14 protein-coding genes are annotated in these 18,876 nt (G+C 53.2%); 13 read left to right on the top strand and 1 reads right to left on the bottom strand.

Annotated elements, in window-relative coordinates:
* Window positions 1–3: 3 nt before the first annotated feature.
* From KDC22_RS27850 to KDC22_RS27790, 13 genes are all read left to right on the top strand, one after another.
* Entirely contained in the window at window positions 4–879 is an 876-nt protein-coding gene (locus KDC22_RS27850) for a glycine betaine ABC transporter substrate-binding protein (RefSeq protein WP_246553792.1), read from the top strand.
* A gap of 257 nt (window positions 880–1,136) precedes the next feature.
* Window positions 1,137–1,751: a TVP38/TMEM64 family protein gene (locus tag KDC22_RS27845; RefSeq protein ID WP_173131543.1), complete on the top strand. Its 615-nt coding sequence runs from the start codon at window positions 1,137–1,139 to the stop codon at window positions 1,749–1,751.
* Between the two features lie 638 nt (window positions 1,752–2,389).
* Window positions 2,390–3,244 carry a sporulation protein YunB gene (yunB, locus tag KDC22_RS27840; protein ID WP_343222055.1) on the top strand — a complete coding sequence of 285 codons (855 nt, stop codon included), beginning with the start codon at window positions 2,390–2,392 and terminating at the stop codon, window positions 3,242–3,244.
* Between the two features lie 666 nt (window positions 3,245–3,910).
* Window positions 3,911–5,506 (top strand): response regulator transcription factor, encoded by a 1,596-nt coding sequence (locus tag KDC22_RS27835; RefSeq protein ID WP_211721067.1) that lies wholly within the window; start codon window positions 3,911–3,913, stop codon window positions 5,504–5,506.
* Window positions 5,503–7,269 (top strand): sensor histidine kinase, encoded by a 1,767-nt coding sequence (locus tag KDC22_RS27830; protein WP_211721066.1) that lies wholly within the window; start codon window positions 5,503–5,505, stop codon window positions 7,267–7,269. Before KDC22_RS27835 ends, KDC22_RS27830 begins: the two co-directional genes overlap by 4 nt.
* Before the next feature lie 131 nt (window positions 7,270–7,400).
* Complete coding sequence (locus KDC22_RS27825) at window positions 7,401–8,804, top strand: ABC transporter substrate-binding protein (protein WP_211721065.1); 1,404 nt, start codon at window positions 7,401–7,403, stop codon at window positions 8,802–8,804.
* Window positions 8,805–8,889: 85 nt separating this feature from the next.
* Entirely contained in the window at window positions 8,890–9,777 is an 888-nt protein-coding gene (locus KDC22_RS27820) for a carbohydrate ABC transporter permease (protein WP_173131574.1), read from the top strand.
* 56 nt (window positions 9,778–9,833) lie between these two features.
* Window positions 9,834–10,604 carry a carbohydrate ABC transporter permease gene (locus KDC22_RS27815; protein WP_211724214.1) on the top strand — a complete coding sequence of 257 codons (771 nt, stop codon included), beginning with the start codon at window positions 9,834–9,836 and terminating at the stop codon, window positions 10,602–10,604.
* Window positions 10,605–10,621: 17 nt separating this feature from the next.
* On the top strand, window positions 10,622–12,463 hold the full coding sequence (locus KDC22_RS27810; RefSeq protein ID WP_211721064.1) for a glycoside hydrolase family 127 protein: 1,842 nt from the start codon (window positions 10,622–10,624) through the stop codon (window positions 12,461–12,463).
* Window positions 12,464–12,493: 30 nt separating this feature from the next.
* Window positions 12,494–13,384: a glycoside hydrolase family 43 protein gene (locus KDC22_RS27805; RefSeq protein ID WP_246553051.1), complete on the top strand. Its 891-nt coding sequence runs from the start codon at window positions 12,494–12,496 to the stop codon at window positions 13,382–13,384.
* 243 nt (window positions 13,385–13,627) lie between these two features.
* Window positions 13,628–14,155 (top strand): hypothetical protein, encoded by a 528-nt coding sequence (locus KDC22_RS27800; protein WP_173131580.1) that lies wholly within the window; start codon window positions 13,628–13,630, stop codon window positions 14,153–14,155.
* A gap of 71 nt (window positions 14,156–14,226) precedes the next feature.
* Complete coding sequence (locus KDC22_RS27795) at window positions 14,227–16,872, top strand: non-contractile tail sheath protein (protein WP_211721063.1); 2,646 nt, start codon at window positions 14,227–14,229, stop codon at window positions 16,870–16,872.
* A 160-nt stretch (window positions 16,873–17,032) separates the two neighbouring features.
* Complete coding sequence (locus KDC22_RS27790) at window positions 17,033–17,704, top strand: alpha/beta hydrolase (protein ID WP_211721062.1); 672 nt, start codon at window positions 17,033–17,035, stop codon at window positions 17,702–17,704.
* A 127-nt stretch (window positions 17,705–17,831) separates the two neighbouring features.
* Here KDC22_RS27790 and KDC22_RS27785 read toward each other — a convergent pair whose 3' ends face one another.
* On the bottom strand, window positions 17,832–18,854 hold the full coding sequence (locus KDC22_RS27785; protein ID WP_211721061.1) for a LacI family DNA-binding transcriptional regulator: 1,023 nt from the start codon (window positions 18,852–18,854) through the stop codon (window positions 17,832–17,834).
* Window positions 18,855–18,876 lie beyond the last annotated feature (22 nt).

The raw sequence follows: 18,876 nt of genomic DNA, 5'->3' as shown, positions 1-18,876 counted from the left end.
ACAATGAAATCAATGAAGCGCCGTCCGTTAATCTTGGTGCTGCTGCTGATGGCAGTTGTTCTGCTAGCCGGCTGCTCGTCCAAGGACGGCAGTACGGTGAAGCTGGCTTATGTAGCCTGGGATTCCGAGATCGCCAGTACTAACGTAGTCAAGGAAGTGCTTGAATCGAAGCTTAATGTTAAGGTGGAAATGCTCCAGGTCGATGCCGGGCCGATGTGGGCCGGGATTGCCGACGGAAGTGCGGATGCGATGGTAGCCGCCTGGCTGCCGGGCACCCATGCCTCCTATCTGGAGAAATACGGCAAGGATATTGAGGATGCCGGTGTGAATCTGGATGGAACGAAGACCGGCCTTGCCGTTCCGGCTTATATGGAGATTAACTCCATTGAAGATCTGAACAATGCGGAGGTTGCGGCCACGCTGGATAAGCGGATTATCGGGATTGAGCCGGGTGCCGGAATTATGACGGCTACGGAGTCTGCGCTTGAAGCCTACGGCTTAAGCGAATATACGCTGCTGGAGAGTTCCTCGGCGGCGATGGCGCAGGAGCTGCAGAAGGCTTTTGACAAGAATGAACCTATAGTGGTAACCGGCTGGACTCCGCACTGGATGTTCGCCAATATGGACCTGAAATACCTGGATGACCCGAAGAATGTATACGGCGGTGCCGAGCAGATTCATACGATGGTCCGTAAGGGCCTCAAGGAAGATATGCCTGATGTGCATTTGTTCTTAAGCCAGTTCAAGTGGACGGCAGAGGATATGGCTCAGGTTATGGTCAAGATCCAGGGCGGACAATCGCCGGAGGATGCGGCCAAGGAATGGGTAGAGAACAATGAGGCCAAAGTGAATGAATGGATTACCGGTATTTCTTCTTAAAGGAAAGCTGGTGTGTTCAATGTGATCTGGCAGCGGAGATCGATGTGTGCTATGATACAAGAACATAAGCAACAATTCTGTAACTTGTAGGCTACCCACAGTACTTTATCTTAGTATGTCATAAGCAGACTTATTCAACGAACACCCCGAGAGGGGTGTTTTTCTTGAAAATTAACGAATACGTTAATGAACGGGCGGTTCTTTATGTTTCTGGCTGAAAGGATTCCCTGCAAGAAGTCGGGAAAGGAGAGCGCTCCATGACTGAGACCATCAATGCCTGGATCGACTGGCTGCTGCAGAGTCTCGGACTCAGCGGCCCTTACATTGTTTTCGCTACCTTCCCGCTCGCCCTGCTGCAAAGCTTGTTCGGATTTTTCCCCTTGGCGATTCTGATTGTGCTCCATGTCTCTGTATTTGAAGTGATAGGCGGGATGGCTGTCAGTTGGCTGGCCTGCAATATTGGTGCGGTATTTGTCTATTTTCTCTTCCGGCGTTATCTCTTTGACTGGTTTGACCGGAAATGGGGCTACAAGCTCCAGAAGTATGAGAAATGGCAGGTCTATCTGGACCGTTACGGCATCTGGACCCTGGTGCTGCTGCGTACGATTCCGATTGTGCCCAGCAATATCATCAACCTGATGTCGGCAGTATCTCCTATTAAGCCGGCGGCTTTTGTCTGGGGAACGGTGCTTGGCAATCTGTCTTATATCTGGCTGTTCGGCACGATCAGCTCCTCGCTGATTGTCCCCCGGGAGGAATGGAACGGGTTCCTTACGTGGTATGCGGTGTTTATGCTGATTCTCCTTGCTATCTTTGTCCGGCTGCATTGGGGGCATTTGCAGGAGGATAAGCGCAAGCGGGCGGGGCATTAGGGTTAGGACGGCGAAGTTGTGTCTGCTTGAACGCTACGTCCTTTACAAGGACAGCATTGCCGTTTCCACTTGCCTATGAAGAATGTATCTGCGGTGATCTGCCGCAGGGATGTTCTTCTTTTTTGCGTCTGCCCTGAATAGCCTATTAGTACAAGAGAGCGGCTTGACCGCAGAAATGTCGGGAGGGACTGCAGGGCATGGGCAGAATCAGAAAATGGGGGAAGCGCAGCGCAGGCATACCATTCTTCGGCGGTCTGCGTCTGCCGGGCTTCAGCTGGGGCGGGCTGAGGGGACCGGCCGGACGCCGTTCGGCCTTCAAGGCCAAGCCGTCCAAGGCCGGGTTCAGGCTGCCGGGTCCGGGGACCAGATTCGAGGCGAAGCCGTCAAGATCGGGGCCGCGACCGGCGGCGCGGGGCCGGAGCGGGGGCTTCGTGGCGAAGCCCTCCAGATCCGGAGGCCGGGCGGGCCGTAACGAAGCGGCTGCGTCCGGCACGGGACCGGGCGCTCCGGGCCAGCGGGTCTGGCGCAAGGCCAGCCGGACCGGGGGCGGGTTCAGCCTGTTCCGCAGCAGGGGCGGGAAGAGGCCGGAACCCGGCGAAGGCAGGGGGCGGAAGCCGCGCAGACGGGGCCGGTTCTGGATCATTGTGAGCCTGCTGCTGATTCTGGCGGTGCTTCAGGGACTGCGATATGTGGAGCAGCATCTGAAGCCGCCGATTCTCCATCTGGCACAGATCCGGGTGAAGCAGATCGCCACAGAATCCATTAACAAGGCGATTACCTCTCAGGTTGCGGACGGCGGGAATGCGGAGGCGCTGATCGACTGGAAGACCGATAAGAACGGCAAGATCTCCGGGTTCATGCTCAATTACAAGGAGCATATGCGGATTACCTCCCAGGCTGCCGAGGTCATCCAGTCCACGCTGCAGGAGCTGCATAACCAGACAGAATATATTCCGCTCGGCCAGGCGCTCGGCAGTCCGCTGATTGCCTCCTATGGTCCTGATATTCCGATCAAGATCGAGCCTCAGGGCGCCGTTAAGGTAGAGCTGAACACACGGCAGCAAAACGCCGGAATCAATATGATTCTGGTAGAAGTCTTTATCCATATTGTGACCGAGGTTGCAGTCGTGATTCCATTCGATATGGAGCCGCAGGTGGTAGATACAGAAATCCCGGTGTCCTACCTGATGGTTGTCGGCGATGTTCCGATGTATTACTACGATAATCAGGGCCAGCCTGTCGGCGAGAACGGTAGCAGCGCACCGGGAATCGCCATTCCGGCACCTTCGCTGAATACAGAGCATAGCAGTACCGGCAAGGATAGCACGCCAGCGGGCGGAAGCGGGCCGGGCGGAAATGCGAACAACGGTGGGAATAACTCGCCGGACAGTAGCGGCAACTCTGCGCCGGGGGCAAATGCCGGGAGCGGCGGGAATACGGGGAATGCCGGTAATGCCGGGAGTGCCGGAGCTAATTCAGGCAGTGGTGATTAGGGGGATGGAGGGTTAAGGGTTGAGGTGATGGGATGGGATGGGGGATATAGGTTAGAGGATGGAGAGGTTGAGAGTAGAGGATGGAGGATGGAGAGTAGAGGATGCAGGATGCAGGGGATAGAGGGTGCAGGATACAGGGTAGGGATGCAGGATTGAGGTTGGTAAAACATTAAGTGGAAAAACTCCATCTGCTGTTGGCAGAATCTCTGATTCCGGTGACTTAGTTGGAAAAAGGGCACTTAATTTCAGCCGGATACGCTGACAGCGGGGATATAGGCAGAAGTAAGTGCCATAAATCCACTTAATTTCCGTAAAGCAAGCCAACCGGAATGATTAAGTGGAGGAAATCCAACTGCTGTACCTTGGAGGGACAGGGAGAGGTGCAGGGACAGGGAGAGGTGCAGAAACAGGGACAGGGACAGGTACAGGTACAGCAATATGCGGGCCGCCGGGCCATTGATGTGATAATGAGAAAGGCCCAGAACCCCAGAACCTCCTGAACAGGTGGTTCTTCTTTTTGCGTGGCATAGCGTACTTCACCCGGCCCCAATGATAATCCACCAATCCAATATTAGTGCACTATGATTAAGCCGGAATGACTTTTATAATTAGGGCAAAGCTGAGGCTGATCTGCACCGCAAACTTAATGTCGGGGGGCTGAGTACAGTGAGAATATTGATCGTAGATGATGAGCCCAGGCATCTCAGAGGGATGGTTCATCTGATTGGGCGCCTTCGGCCGGAGGATCAGGTGGTGACGGCGAAGGACGGCTTGGCGGCTATGGAGCTGGTGAAATCCCAGCGGCCGGAAGCCATATTGACGGATATCCGTATGCCTGGCATGGACGGGCTTGAATTTCTGGAACGGCTGAAGGTAGAGGGCGTGCGAACCAGGGTTGTAATGGTATCCGCTTACAATCTGTTCGAGTATGCGCAGAAGGCGGTTCGTCATGGTGCTTATGATTACCTGCTGAAGCCGGTGGAGACGGACAAAATCGCGGATGTCTTAAGCCGGATTGACCTTCTGCTGACAGAGGAAAAGGAGCAGTACCGGGAAGAGGAGGAGCGGCAGCACCGGCTGAAGCTGGCCTCTTCCGCTTATCTGAGCCGGCTGATGCTGTCCTGGCTGAATGGCGGTGCAGCCTTGGAGGAGCTGGAGGAGCTGGAGCGTTATGAATGGCTTCAGGGGAGCGGGGCCGCTGTGTATTCGGAGCTGAAATACGGCCGGGACAGCGGCGGCGGGCCGGACAGCAGCTTGTTCGTCCGTGCGCTGGAGCAGGCCTGGTGCAAGTGGGGGGACGCCATAACAGTTCCGCTCGGCGGAATGCTGGAGGAGGGGCTTCTGGCAGCTGTTACCTTGGTTACACTGGAACGGCTTACCCCGGAGAATAGGGAGCAGGCCCGGTCCATCTCCCGTTCCCTGGCGGCCGAATGGGCAAGTGCAGGACAGCTTGCCCACGGGATCGGACCGGAATGCCAATCTCTGTTGGCTGAAGCGCCGCGGTCTTATCTGGCTGCCAGAACGGCCAACAGCTATAACTTCTACGATTTCCGGCAAGGGCTGCTGTTCGCGGATGAGCTGGGTTCCGCTGCCGGGGCGGTGGCCCCCGATTGGGGCAGAGTGTACGAGGCTTTGTTCATGGAGGATGCCGCTCTTGTTCAGGAAGCCTGCCTTGAGGCTGTCTGCCAGCTTGCGGAGGGCGGACAGGCCAGCCCCATGCGGCTGAAGGAGCAAGCATCGCTGATGCTGCTGCAGATCCGCAGCGACCATCAGGATCTTCTGGGCAAAAGGGCCGGGCAGATCCTGACCGATACGGCCACACTGCTCATCCATTCATGCCGCTCGTACGGGGAATTGATCGACCTGCTGAACCATGCGCTCCGGGAAGTGCATCTGGCCCTCGCCTTATCCAGACAGGATAAGGGGGAGGCGGTTATCGCCGAATGCCTGGACTGGATAGAACACCATACGAAAGAGAATATAACGCTGGAGCGGACAGCCGAGCTGTTCCATTTCAACCCCTCCTATTTCAGTACACTGATCAAGAGCAAGACGGGCAAGACCTTCTCCGAGCATGTGACGGCAGCCCGGATGAAGCGGGCCAAGGAACTGCTTGCCGGGGAGCAGCTCAGAATATATGAAATTTCCCTGGAATGCGGATTTCAGGACACGAAATATTTTTGCCGCGTTTTCAAGAAGGTTCACGGCCTGTCTCCCAAAGCCTATCAGCACGTACGCTCGCAAAGGAAACGTGAGATATGAAAATCACCTTCCGTTACCGGCTGCTGGCAAGCTACATTCTGCTGATTGCGATTCCCCTGCTCGTACTCGGGGCATTGTTCTACCGGACCAGCCTGAAGATTATCACGGAGCAGGCGCAGAACAATGTGTATGAGATTGTCAGAAAGAATAATGAAGTCATGGACACGAAGCTGCGGATTGTGGACCAGAACAGCATGTCCCTATTTCTCGATAAGGATCTGTTCCGCATTTTCAGCCAGCTCGACCCCGCGAATCAGACGGATCTGTTCGCAGCGGACCGTCAGGTGACGGCAGTGCTTAGCAAGTATTTCTCCCAGAACCAGGATATTTACGCCTACCAGCTCTGGACCTCCTACTTCACCTTCGGACAATCGCTCCCGCAAGGAGACCCGACTCAATCGGACATCTACGGGATCGCCCGGCAGGCGGGGGGAAAGCTGGTGTGGATTCCTACCTTTGATTTCGTGTCCATGTTCAATCAGCCCTATCTGCAGAACGGAAATCTGGAGTATCGTTATTTGTTCTCAGCCACGCGTGTGCTTGATTTCACCTATCTCAGCAACACGAAGCTGGAGAAAATGGCTGCGGGGGTGGAACGCCCCGTACTTGCCATAAGCTTCAAATCCGAGGTGCTTAAATCCCTGTATGCGGACAGCATTCCGGGCAACTCGCACTACATGGTGCTTGATCCGCAAGATAAGGTGGTGGCCAGCAGTGATCCGGGGGCCGTTGCGCAGACACACAAGGAGGCATGGCTGGATGAACTGCAGCGGGAGAACAGCGGGGCGCGGCGTATGACGCTGAACGGCGAAGCGGTAATTGTCTGCTTCGACCGTTCGGAGGTGACCGGATGGATGTCTGTGGTCTGGATTCCTGAAGCGGGCCTGGTGAGCAGCCTGGTGCCGGTGATCCGGACTTCTATTACGGTGCTGGCGGTGGTGATGGGAATCGTAGCGCTGATGTTCGCTTTTTTCATTGCCGGCAAAATTACCAGGCCCATCAAGCGGCTGTTAAGCGCGATGAGATCGGTGGGCGAAGGCGATTTCCAGACCCGCGTCGAGGTGGTCGGCAATGACGAGTTCGGCATTTTGACGCAGCGCTTCAACCGCATGAATGACCGGATTCATCTGCTCGTGACGGAGAACTACGAGATCAAGCTGAAGGAGAAGGAGGCCGAGATTCAGGCGCTGAACATGCAGATGCATCCGCATTTCCTGTACAATACCCTGAATGTGATGAACTGGATGGCGATTGAGAATGATCAGCAGGAGCTAAGCAGGATGCTAGTCTGCCTGTCCAATATGCTGCATTATACCTCCCGCAAGACCTGGGACGCCGTTCCGTTGTCAGAGGAAATGAGCTGGATGAATAACTATTTCTATATTATGTCGATCCGCTTCGAGGACAAGTTCACCGTAGAGGTGGATATGGACCCGCGTCTTTTTGAATACGATGTGCCTAGACTGCTGTTCCAGCCGTTCGTGGAGAACGCGATTCTGCACGGCTTCGAGCAGACCGATTCGGGCGGCCTCATCGCGATTCGCGGCTGGATTAACGGAGGTACCCGGTATTATGAGGTGGCCGACAACGGCCGCGGCATGAGCCAGGAAGCTGTACAAGCGATTCTGCACGAGCGGTCCTCTTCCGTGGGCATCAAGAATACGATTGACCGCATTCAGATCACCTATGGCGGCGCCTACGGAATATCCATGGTCTCCGCTCCCGGGCAAGGCACAAGGGTGATCATTACGCTGCCCCTGTAAGCCCAATCACAGTCCACCAATCCAAAGAGATTAGGGTTATGTAAGCGCTATCTAATCTTTTATAATAAAGCCATCATAGACTGCAGCTATGAACCACCCGTGGAACTTAGAAATCGAGAGGGGCTCGGAATATGTTGCAACCAAGAAAATCGGTCTTCCTTATATTGGCGCTGGTTCTGATGCTTGCCGCTGTGCTGTCTTCATGCTCGAAACCCAATACAACAGGCCCCGATACGTCCGCATCTTCCGGGAATTCCGGATCGAAGGAGAAGATTACGCTGCGGATGACCGTCTGGGGATCACCGGAGGAAGTGGCTCCTTACAAAACAGCCATTCAGAAATTCGAGGCCAAGTATCCTAATGTCAAAGTTGAGCTTCAGCACATTGCCGCTGATTATGATACCAAGCTGACGACAATGGTCGCCGGTAATGATGTGCCGGACATCGCCATGATGGAATCAGGCACAATCGCCTTTCCGATGGCGGAGCAAGGCAAATTCTACAATCTCCAGGAATTTCTCGATACGGATGCCGACATCAGTCCGGATACGCTGGTTCCCAATATTATCTACTCCCTGGAGCCGGGCAATGTAATCGGGATCGGACCGGGACCGGAATCCTTCGGCCTGTTCTACAATGAGGATATCTTCAAGGAAGCCGGCATTGAACCTCCCCCGTCGAATGTGGCCGATGCCTGGACCTGGGATGAATTTGTCGAGGTGGCGAAGAAGCTGACGGTAGACACGAATGGCAAAACAGCGGACCAGGAGGGCTTTGATCCCAAGAAAATCAAACAATACGGAGCCAATGTCTCCACCTGGTGGGGAGTGTACAGCAACTTTATCTATTCCAATGGCGGAGATTTCATCTCGGCGGACGGCAAAACCTTCGGGCTGAACCAGCCGGAGGCGGTGGAGGCCCTTCAGAAGATCTCCGATCTGATGAATGTGCATCACGTATCCCCTTCACCCGTGCAGTCCAAGAATATTCCGGCAACGAATGTAGCCCTTCAGACCAAGAAGGTGGCGATGACTGTGGACGGGCAATGGGCAAGCGCAGGCCTCGCCAAGTCGAAGTTCAACTTCAATGTCGGAGTCATGCCTGTAATGAAGGAGCCGGTTACCACCGTAGTCTGCGGCATGTTCTCCATCTTCAAATCCACCAAGCATCCCCAGGAGACCTGGGAGCTGCTGAAGGCGCTGCTCGATCCCGAAGCCTCCATTGACATGCTTACATCCGGAACCTGGATGCCATCTCCCAAGGAGTGGTACACCGATCCGGCGCTGCTCGCCAAATGGACGGAGAATCTGGATGCCAGACCTTCCGGCTATAAAGAAGCCATCGTGGATGTAATTCTGACCAAAGGCCACCAGACGCCGACCGGATATGTGAAGAACTTCAACAATATTATGGATCTGGTCAATCCCGCCCTGGATAAGGTATGGCTCGGCCAGCAGACCGCCCAGGAAGCGATGGACTCGATTGCCGCAAAGGTCCAGGCCCAGATTAAGGGACGCCGTGATATTAAGGAATAACCAACTGCGAAACTAGCAGCAGGGAGCGGCGTCCGAATCCTCGTTCGCCGTTCTTTTTGCCGAAATTTCGAGACTGGAGGCCGGTATGCGAAAGGGAATGTTCTACGGGCTGCTGTTCACGGCCCCCGCCATACTTGGATTTGCCATTTTTACGCTGGGTCCGATGATCGCAAGCCTGGTGCTCAGCCTGACCGACTATAATGTATTCAAGGAGCAGACTGCTTTTGTCGGTGTGGATAATTATATGCGGCTGTTCTCAGGAGAGGATGAGCTGTTCTACAAATCGCTCGGGATCACCTTCTATTTCGTCCTGCTGCGTGTGCCTGCGGTGATACTCATCTCCTTCGGGATCGCGCTGCTGCTGAATCTCAATGTAAAAGGAAGAGCTATCTTCCGTACGATTATTTATCTTCCGAGCATTGTTCCGGCGGTGGCTTCGGCCATGATCTGGATGTGGCTGCTCAACCCCGATCTGGGCCTCATTAATTCGCTGCTCAGCCGGCTGCATCTGCCGACCAGTGACTGGCTGTACGGGGAAGGCAGCGTCATTCCGTCGGTGGTACTGACCACACTGTGGGGCATCGGCAGCACGGTGATTATTTTCCTTGCCGGACTCTCCGGCATCCCCCGGCAGTATTACGAGGCGATTGAGGTGGACGGAGGGGGCTGGCTGCGCAAGCTGAGCCACGTGACGATTCCGATGGTCACCCCCACGATCTTTTTCAATACGATCATGACGATTATCGGCTCCTTCCAGGTCTTCAACGAAGCCTATATTCTGACTCAGGGCGGACCCAACAACCGAAGTCTGTTCTATGTATTCTATTTGTGGAGAACGGGCTTCCGGGATGCCGAGATGGGGTATGCGTCCGCGCTGGCCTGGATCTTGTTCATCATCATTCTGTTCTTCACCTTCATCGTCTTCAGAACCTCGAAGTCGTGGGTGTATTACGAAGGGGGGGACCGGGCTTGAGACCATCGAAGCTGTCACTTACCGCAGGCTACGGAGCGCTTATCCTGATCTCCGGCATGTTTATCATTCCATTTGTCTGGCTGATCCGCAGCTCGCTGATGAATTTATCGCAGATCTTCACCATGCCCCCCGAGTGGATACCGAAGCCGTTTCAGTGGAGCAACTTCCATAAGGCGCTTACGGTGCTGCCGTTCGATGTGTTCTTCAAGAACACGCTGATTATTGTGGTCACCGTGCTTGTGGGGACCGTAATTACCAGCAGCATCGGAGCGTTCGGGTTCTCACGGATTCAGTGGAAGGGCAGGGACACAGTATTCGCCATTCTGATGACCAGCATGATGCTGCCGGCGGCGGTCACGATGATCCCGAGTTTTCTTGGCTGGCAGGTGCTGGGCTTCTACGATACGCTGTATCCGCTGATTGTGCCAGCCTATTTCGGTGGCGGAATCTTCAATATCTTCCTGCTCCGGCAATTCTATCTGACCATCCCGCGTGATTTCGATGAAGCGGCCTTTGTGGACGGGGCCAACTACTGGCAAATCTATACCCGGATCATCTTCCCCTTAAGCCGTTCCGCGATTATCGTGGTTGCCTTATTCAGCTTCCTGGCTTCCTGGAACGACTTCATGGGGCCGCTGATTTACCTGAAAAGCGACAGTCTCTTCACCCTTGCTCTGGGCCTGCAAATGTTCCAGGGTACCTACACCGCGCAGTGGGACCTGCTGATGGCGGCTTCGGCCACCGTCGTTCTGCCCTGCGTCATTGTGTTTCTGGCCGGTCAGCGTTACTTTCTGGAGGGCATTACCTTAACGGGATTGAAAGGATAAAGGAGGCGAGAACGGAAATGGCAGAGCACCAAACGAAGCTGCATGTCTGGCAGGGTGTGTCTTTTACGGGAGTTACAATCAATGATCGGTTCTGGCTGCCGCGCCTGAAGGTGCTCCGGCAGACCACACTGCCGGACTGTCTGTCCAAATGTGAGGAGACCGGCCGCATCAAGAACTTCGCCAAGGCCGGAGGCCTGCTGGAAGGGCATTACGAAGGCAAATATTATAATGACTCGGATGTCTATAAGGTGCTTGAAGGCATTGCCTATACGCTGATGTCGGAGCGGGATGCCCGGCTTGAGGCTGAGGCCGACCGGATCATCGGGCTGATCGCCGCAGCGCAGGAAGAAGACGGCTACCTGTGTGCTTACTTCACACTGGAGAATCCTGAGGGCAAATGGACGGATATGGAGAAGCATGAGATGTACAACGGCGGCCACCTGATTGAAGCGGCGGTTGCCTACTATGAAGCGACGGGCAAGCGTGAGCTGCTGGAGGTCGCCTGCCGTCTGGCGGATCATGTTGACGGGGTCTTCGGCCCCGGCAAGCGGCACTGGGTGGAAGGACATCAGGAGATCGAGCTGGCGCTGGTGAAGCTGTACCGCGTGACCAGGGCTGAGCGCTACTGGAAGCTTGCGCTGTGGCTGCTGGAGGAGCGCGGCCATGGGCATGGCGTGGGCGCGATCTGGGACAATCCGGAATGGGGACCGGCCTATTGTCAGGATGATGTTCCCGTCCGCGAGATTAAGCAGGTGACCGGCCATGCCGTCCGTGCGATGTATCTGTATACGGCCATGGCGGATATTGTCCATGCTTCAGGGGATTCCGCTTATGCGGAGGCTCTGCACCGGGTCTGGAGCCATACGGTAGAGCGCAACATGTATATTACGGGCGGCATTGGCCCGTCCAGGCATAATGAAGGCTTCACCTTCGATTATGATCTGCCCAATGAGACAGCATACTGCGAGACCTGCGCCGCCATTGCCATGGTGTTCTGGAATCACCGGATGAACCTGACGTTCGGGGACAGTAAATATGCCGATGTGGTGGAGCGTGAGATATACAACGGTGCCTTATCGGGAATCTCGCTGTCGGGGTATAAGTATTTCTATGATAATCCGCTTGCCTCACAGGGCGGGCATCATCGTGTGCCCTGGTTCGAGACCTCCTGCTGTCCGACCAATCTGGCACGCTTCCTGCCTTCCCTGGGCCAATACGTCTATGCCATTACTGAAGATGGCCTGGCGGTCAATCAATATATAAACAGTGAGGCGAAGCTTGTGCTGGGCAGTGGACTGGATGTCGGGCTGAAGCTGAGAACCCTGTATCCCTGGAATGGCCGGATTGAGCTTGAGGTTAACCCAGCAGCCGCTGCCGACTTCAGTATCCGGCTGCGTGTGCCGGAATGGTGCAGGGGCTACCGGCTGGAGGCCAGCGGCGTCAGCATCAGCGGAGCCGAAGCCTTGACGGATCAGGGGTATCTGGTGCTGAACCGGCACTGGTCGCCGGGAGATACGGTTGTGCTTGAGCTGGATATGCCTGTGAATCTTGTGCGGTCTAAGCCGGAAGTGGAGGCGGACAGAGGGAGAGTTGCCGTTCAGCGGGGACCCGTGGTGTACTGTCTGGAGCAGACGGATCATCCCGGATGGTCCTATGATACCTTCTCCATTGCGGCCGGGGCGCAGTTCCGGGTGGAACATCTGCCGGAGCTGCTGGGCGGGGTTACGGTGCTGCAGAGCCAGGATGAAGACGGCAGGCCGCTCCGGTTCATTCCCTACTATGCCTGGGACAACAGGGAGCCTGGTTACATGCAGGTCTGGGTCCGGGAACGGGAAGAGAGCGGCCTCTACCGCTTCTAAATAAGTCATTACAGAGAAAGGAGGGTTTGTTTGCGAGGAATTACGAACCCGATCGTGCCGGGCTGGTATGCAGACCCCGAAGCACGGACCTATCAGGGCAGGCATTATATATATGCCACCAGGTCCTTCACGGAATATACCCGGCAGATGAATCTGGATGTCTTCAGTTCCGCGGACTTAATCCATTGGACGATCCACGAGAGCATTATTGAAATGGATGATTTCCCCTGGATCTGGAGAGCGGTCTGGGCACCGACCCAGATTGAGCATAACGGCCGCCATTATCTGATCTTCGCCTCGAACGATATCCAGAAGGACGGCGAAGCCGGCGGGCTGGAGATTGCCGTCGCGGATTCTCCCGAAGGTCCATACAGGGGGTATCTCCACCGGCCGCTGATCGGCAAGTTTATTCACGGCGCACAGCCCATTGACGCTCATCTGTTCAAGGACGATGATGGTGCAATCTATCTGTATTACGGGGGCTGGGGGCACTGCAACGTGGCCCGGATGAATGAGGAGATGACGGGCTTGGTCCCTTTGCCGGACGGGCAAGTGATCCGTTCCGTTACCCCGCCCGGTTATGTAGAGGGGCCGTGTATGATCAAGAAGGACGGCCTATATTATCTGATGTGGTCGATGGGCGGGTGGACGAACGGGACTTACCGGGTAGCTTACGGCGTAAGTGACAATCCGCTGGGTCCGTTCGGGAACAAGGGAACGATCCTGGAGAGGCAGGAGCCCGTGGCGGAAGGTCCCGGCCATCACGGATACCTGCATCTTCCGGAACGGGATGAATGGCTGATCGTCTATCACCGGAGAACCATCGGAGATCCGGAGCCGGGCCACCGCATGTTATGCATCGACAGAATGGACTTCGCCGACGGCGGAATCCAGCCGGTCGTTATGACTGACGGGTGGTGAGCTTGTTCCGGTACACTAAAGGAGGCCTTGGCTTATGCTGAGGCCTCTTTTGTGATTGTCAGAAAATTAAGAATGAATGTTCACATAACAAAGCGAAATTAGACGATTTTCGACAAAAAACGACTCTTAATCCCTATTCTCAAACCTACTCGATTTAAACTATAATGAATGTCGCATCTGATAATTAATTAAATTTTGAATCGATTCCTACAGACTTGACACCAAAAAGAATGGGGTAGGTACATGAACGCAAGGTTAAAGGCAGCACTCCTAGTCGTTCTGGTTCTGGCAATTAGTATAACCGGTTACTATGGACTGAATAATTCCGACAGCAAGGAACGAATAGAGGCAAACGGTAATGCTGTGGAAGAAGACGATATTGGGGGCAGCAATAAAAGCTATTCGGAACAGATGGCATCCTGGAATACGCCAAGTGAAGTGGTTGCCATGTCTGCCATATCTGAGTCCGTTGTACTCTCACCAGAGCTTATAAAGGCGTTAAATGAAGCCATTTCCGGTACCAGGGAAGAAGCGGAACTAACCAGCTTCATACATCAATATTCCAGTAAGAACATGGAACATAACCAGCAATTAATTTCATTATTGATTGGTAATGAACAACCTGAGCTTGCCTTAGAACTGGCCACTCTGGTTTGGCAGAGTAATCCCGAGGCGGAAGAGGCCAAAGCTCAATTTGCCAAGGTCTATAACCTGTACACCACAAAAGTTCAGCACAAGCAGAAAGAAACCATCTCTGGAGGAGCTCAATGAAGTCTATCATACGCTGGTTTTCTTTTACTATAGTCTTGTTTATAGGTATAAATGCAGGAAGTCACACTTCTTTGGCACAAGGAGAAGAAAGAGCTTATAAGTTAAAACCGAAGTATCTGGTCAATAATTTTAACTTTGATATGATGTCCGCAACCGTTACGGAGGATGAACACCATTTCTCTACGGTGGGAAATTTCCGCACAAGCAAAGACTTTAATGTAATGTATTGGGAAACTGAAGATGTGCACAGCCATCCTACACTGAAATATCCAACGGATGGAGACTTTTCAGACTTGGTATTGGAGTACAACTATACGATAAGCGGCGATGCCACTCCGCTAAATGGAGTGCCATCACCAACCCTGACCGTTGTAACAACAGATGATAAGGCATATTATATACGGCTATGGAACTATGTGACCGACCGTCCTATGGAGGGCTGGGAGAAGGAGGTCAGCGATTCACTGAATATTGACTACTCTTTTCCAGTTGGCCGGGAGGAGGGGACAGCAAGCGGAACAGAGGGGGCAATCCGCCTTGACTTTAACAATCTGTATGCAGGATGGGTGCCCTTTGTACAGGGGAAGGATCGTGCAGGAGAGGTATCCTGGATTCCGAATCCGGATTGGGTTAAAGTCCCGGTCACTAGTATCAAGCGCCTGGAATGGGCTTTTGTACCGCAGGAATATGATTACAACGATGCAGAGATAAGCTACTTCACTGAATCCAAACCGTTCAAAATTGATTTTTCAGATTGGAATGTATACGGAAATGCATTTTTGATGAATGAGAAACCCTATGCGCCCGAAGGGAAAGTCAGAATCAGTGACGGATATGATGATACCTACAACCTTACACCTGAACGGATTGCGGGTGATTATGCCAGACTAGGCTTTGGGAATACCGTTGATTTCTATGTGGGGGCTTCGCATTTCTACGATAAGGTCTATAACGGAACAACCGGGATGGAGCTGATTACGGACCATCCTTTTAATGAGGCCTTCAAGAGCTGGTATACCAGTTATGTGAAATTTTTGTCTGCCCGTCAAACCAAAGTAATCTCGTCAATTTCTATGGAGAATGTTGATGCGCCAGCATCCTGGTGGCAGAGGACATGGGATGGGAAAGGTGCCGAAACATTATGGTCTCCTGCACCCAAGCTATTGAGCTTCTCCAATACAGCAGTTCAAAGCTATTACAAAAAATATATATTGGGCTTATCCAAAATACATACAGACAGTGGGATGCCCCCGATTATCCAGCTTGGTGAGCCATGGTGGTGGTATATGGATAGCCTGCCGGGTAGTCCGCCGACTTTCTATGATGATTCTACCAAATATTTATACCAACAGAAGTTCGGCAAGCCAATGCATCAATTCAAATCGGCTTACGACTCTATCAGCGGTCATGAAGAGATGCTAAGCTGGCTTAGCGAACAGAACGGGAAGTTCTCCCTTCTCCTCAGGGATACCTTGAAAGCAGTATATCCACAAGGCCAGTTTACGGTTCTGTTGTTCATTCCTACTGTAGTGGATCCTGAATTGGCTCCGAAAATGATGGGTATTGTGAATTTCCCTATAGAGCAGTGGAAGTCGCCAAACCTCGATTTCTTCATGATCGAAGACTACGACTATCTGATCGCCAATAACATGGAGAAGCATAGACAGGCGCTGACAGTGGCGCAACGGAAGCTGGGATATGGTCCCGGGCAAATTCATTATCTATCAGGTGCAGATTCAACCAATAACAATGCGATCTGGAAGAATATTGACCAGGCTATTAATGATGGAATCAATATGAGATTCTCAGGAGTCTATGTGTGGGCTTATCCGCAGGTGAAGACCAAGGGCTGGGTACAGCCTGTAATTATTGAATCCTCCGTTCCTCCGGGGCTGCAGAAGAGCGGTTCGATTCAGGTTCAATTAAGCTCGGCAGGAGCAGATTCAATTATCTATACGTTAGATGGCCGGGAACCAACCCTATCAACAGGCCAAGCGTATACGGGAACTCCTATAGCCATTTCAAAAGATACAAGAGTTAAGGCTGCTGCCGTGAAAAATGGTGTAACCAGCAGCACGGTACAATTCGATTACCTGTTCGACCGGAAGCAGTACCAGTATGATGCAACCAACCGGTTGCAGTGGTTCACTGTATTCCAGGATGATCAGAAGTATCGGATTTCATATGTCTATGACAAAGAAGGAAATCAGACCCAAAAAATTGTGAATAAAATCTTTAATATGTGGGACGACCAGAATATTATTCCTGTCATGCTAGAAGACAAGTCGCCGGATGGCAGTACCGCCAGTGCCAGCAGTAACTTTGGTGCCGATTATTTACCGTACAAAGCCTTCGATCATCTGGATCTGGAGCAGGCATGGATTTCCAACGGTACTGTAGAGGGCTGGCTTGCATTTAAATTCCCAAGCTCCAAGAACGTGATCTCCTATAAAATCTATCCGAGAAATGAGAACACAGCTATTAACGCCTCCCCTAAATCATGGACCTTCGAGGGGTACGATGGAACCCGGTGGGTGGTGTTGTCGCAGGAGAGTAATGTGACAGGCTGGACAATCAGAGAGGCCAAAACGTTCAACGTCTCACAAAGCGGGAGCTATGCGGAGTACCGGATCAAGATTACAGAAAATAACGGATATTGGTATACAAGTATCGGTGAGGTTGAAATGACTCAAGGCGATTCCGGCCATGACCAGTAATAGTAGTTTGAACGGTGTGGCTGAAGCGAATAGTGAATTAACAATTGAGTAGTGAGAAGTATTCATAGCTGTAACCAGAGAGTAAACCTTGACTTCATTGCCGTTAAGGTTTATTTTTCTATAAATGGATGAAATAGCAGAAAGGAAACGAGGAACAATCATGGATAGCTGTTTGTTTATACATGGCTTCACCGGAGGCACACATGAGATCTCTCCGCTTGCCCGGTTTCTGGAGGCGAACGGTTATGTGGCCAGAATGTTTACCTTACAAGGACATGGAGGCAGCCGCAGCGATCTGCTCCATTCAAGCCGCGGGGGGTGGAAGCGAAGCGCCGAGGATGAGCTGAACCAACTGCTTGCAGGCTCCGGGAAAGTGCATCTGATCGGATTCTCCACCGGGGCGCTGATCGCTTCCCATCTGTCCGTACAATATTCTTCCCGAATCGGGTCACTGACACTGTTGTCTACTCCGGTGTTCCCGCTTAATCCGGCCGAGATTCTGAGGACACTGGTCCGCCCGGAGATGCTGCGGAAGTACATCCGCAACCTGGGCTCCACTCCAATGCGAGCTACCCGGGAGTTCCAACGCCTGGTTCGTGAGAGCTTTGAGGTCTACCCGCAGGTGGAGCTGCCTACGCTGATTGTGCAGGGCAGACGGGATCATCTGGTCAAATTCAAAAGTGCGAATTATCTGGAGCAGACGATTCCTGCCGGGCGTAAGCAGGTGCTGATTATGGAGAGAAGCGGACATATGGTCTGTCACAGCGGGGAGAGTCCCGCTATGATGGATGAGGTTCTCCGGTTTATCCGCAGCTCGGGCACTTCCGGGTAAGGTGAAGAACCCTTCCACGGGTGGAAAGGGTTCTTCGGTCTGCGGCTAATTCTATGATTTCACGTTGACATTAGCCGGGGGGCATGGTACTTTCAACTTAAGGAAACCGGTTTCCTGAATGGACAATTTATTGTGTCATGCTGCTTCGCCGCGAGGATAAACGGGGAATTAACTCCGGCTCCAGCAATTGTCCGCTCACGGCAGCAGCCTTATTGTTCAGCTTGTCCATTAATAGGCGGCCTGCAGACACGCCCAACTGGAAGGTATCCATATCCAGGGAAGTCAGCGGAGGTGTGGTGTAAGGGGATAAGGGATATTCATCGAAGGTGGCAATACCCAGCCCGGACGGAATCGGTAGTTGTAATTCCCGGGCAGCCTGCAGCACACCGTAGGCGGAGAAGTTACTCATGCAGACGATAGAGCCGGGCGGTTCTGCGCTTTGCAGCAGCTGAAGTGCCGCCTGGTAGCCGTCCTCCTCGACAGCCCGTCCATTGATGATCCAGTCGCCGCGCACAGCGATTCCTGCCTGTCCGAGTGCGCGCTTATACCCGGCAGCGCGGCGGAGGAAGAGCGGTTCATCCTTCTGCCCGCCGATAAAGGCAACAGACGGATATCCCTGCTCCAGCAGATGCCTTGTCAGCATGAACCCGCCCAGCTCATTGTCACAATCGACCCAGACCCCCGGAGCAGCGATCTCACCGATGGATATATAGGGGAACTGGAGCCGGTTCAGTTCAGCGCAGGAGTCGGGAGTCAGCACCGAGGTGTTGGCAATAATTCCGTCCACCCGCTTATTCAGCACCAGTCTGTGCAGGAAATGCCCCTCGGCATGGTCATGCTGGATATTGGCAATGGTCAGCTCATATTTCAGAGGTCCGATGACGCTCTCCACCCCGCCGATAATATTATAGAAGAACTGATTCAGGAATTCGCTTTCCTTGGACATATCAATCAGGATCGCAATCGTGTTGCTGCTCTGTCTGGCAAGTCCAGTAGCGATACTGCTTGGGGTATAGTTCATCTGTTTGATAATTTCTCTGACCCGGGATTTCGTTTCCTCCGATATTTTGGGAGAGTCATTCATTACCTTGGATACGGTGGATTTGGCGACACCCGCTGCCTGGGCAATATCCTTAATTGTAACTTTCATAGCTATCCCTCCCGGTCCTAAA

It is taken from the genome of Paenibacillus tritici, assembly GCF_018207515.1.
GTDB lineage: Bacteria > Bacillota > Bacilli > Paenibacillales > Paenibacillaceae > Paenibacillus_AQ > Paenibacillus_AQ tritici.
Note: the sequence above shows the minus strand (reverse complement) of the source record. Positions and strands in the feature narration are given on the sequence as shown.

Excerpts from the sequence above, each read along its gene's own strand:
- KDC22_RS27815 (WP_211724214.1), top strand. The coding sequence starts at position 9,834 with ATGTTTATCATTCCATTTGTCTGGCTGATCCGCAGCTCGCTGATGAAT.
- KDC22_RS27790 (WP_211721062.1), top strand. The coding sequence starts at position 17,033 with ATGGATAGCTGTTTGTTTATACATGGCTTCACCGGAGGCACACATGAG.
- KDC22_RS27820 (WP_173131574.1), top strand. The coding sequence starts at position 8,890 with ATGCGAAAGGGAATGTTCTACGGGCTGCTGTTCACGGCCCCCGCCATA.
- KDC22_RS27810 (WP_211721064.1), top strand. The coding sequence starts at position 10,622 with ATGGCAGAGCACCAAACGAAGCTGCATGTCTGGCAGGGTGTGTCTTTT.
- KDC22_RS27800 (WP_173131580.1), top strand. The coding sequence starts at position 13,628 with ATGAACGCAAGGTTAAAGGCAGCACTCCTAGTCGTTCTGGTTCTGGCA.
- KDC22_RS27830 (WP_211721066.1), top strand. The coding sequence starts at position 5,503 with ATGAAAATCACCTTCCGTTACCGGCTGCTGGCAAGCTACATTCTGCTG.
- KDC22_RS27825 (WP_211721065.1), top strand. The coding sequence starts at position 7,401 with ATGTTGCAACCAAGAAAATCGGTCTTCCTTATATTGGCGCTGGTTCTG.
- KDC22_RS27785 (WP_211721061.1), bottom strand. The coding sequence starts at position 18,854 with ATGAAAGTTACAATTAAGGATATTGCCCAGGCAGCGGGTGTCGCCAAA.
- KDC22_RS27845 (WP_173131543.1), top strand. The coding sequence starts at position 1,137 with ATGACTGAGACCATCAATGCCTGGATCGACTGGCTGCTGCAGAGTCTC.
- KDC22_RS27850 (WP_246553792.1), top strand. The coding sequence starts at position 4 with ATGAAATCAATGAAGCGCCGTCCGTTAATCTTGGTGCTGCTGCTGATG.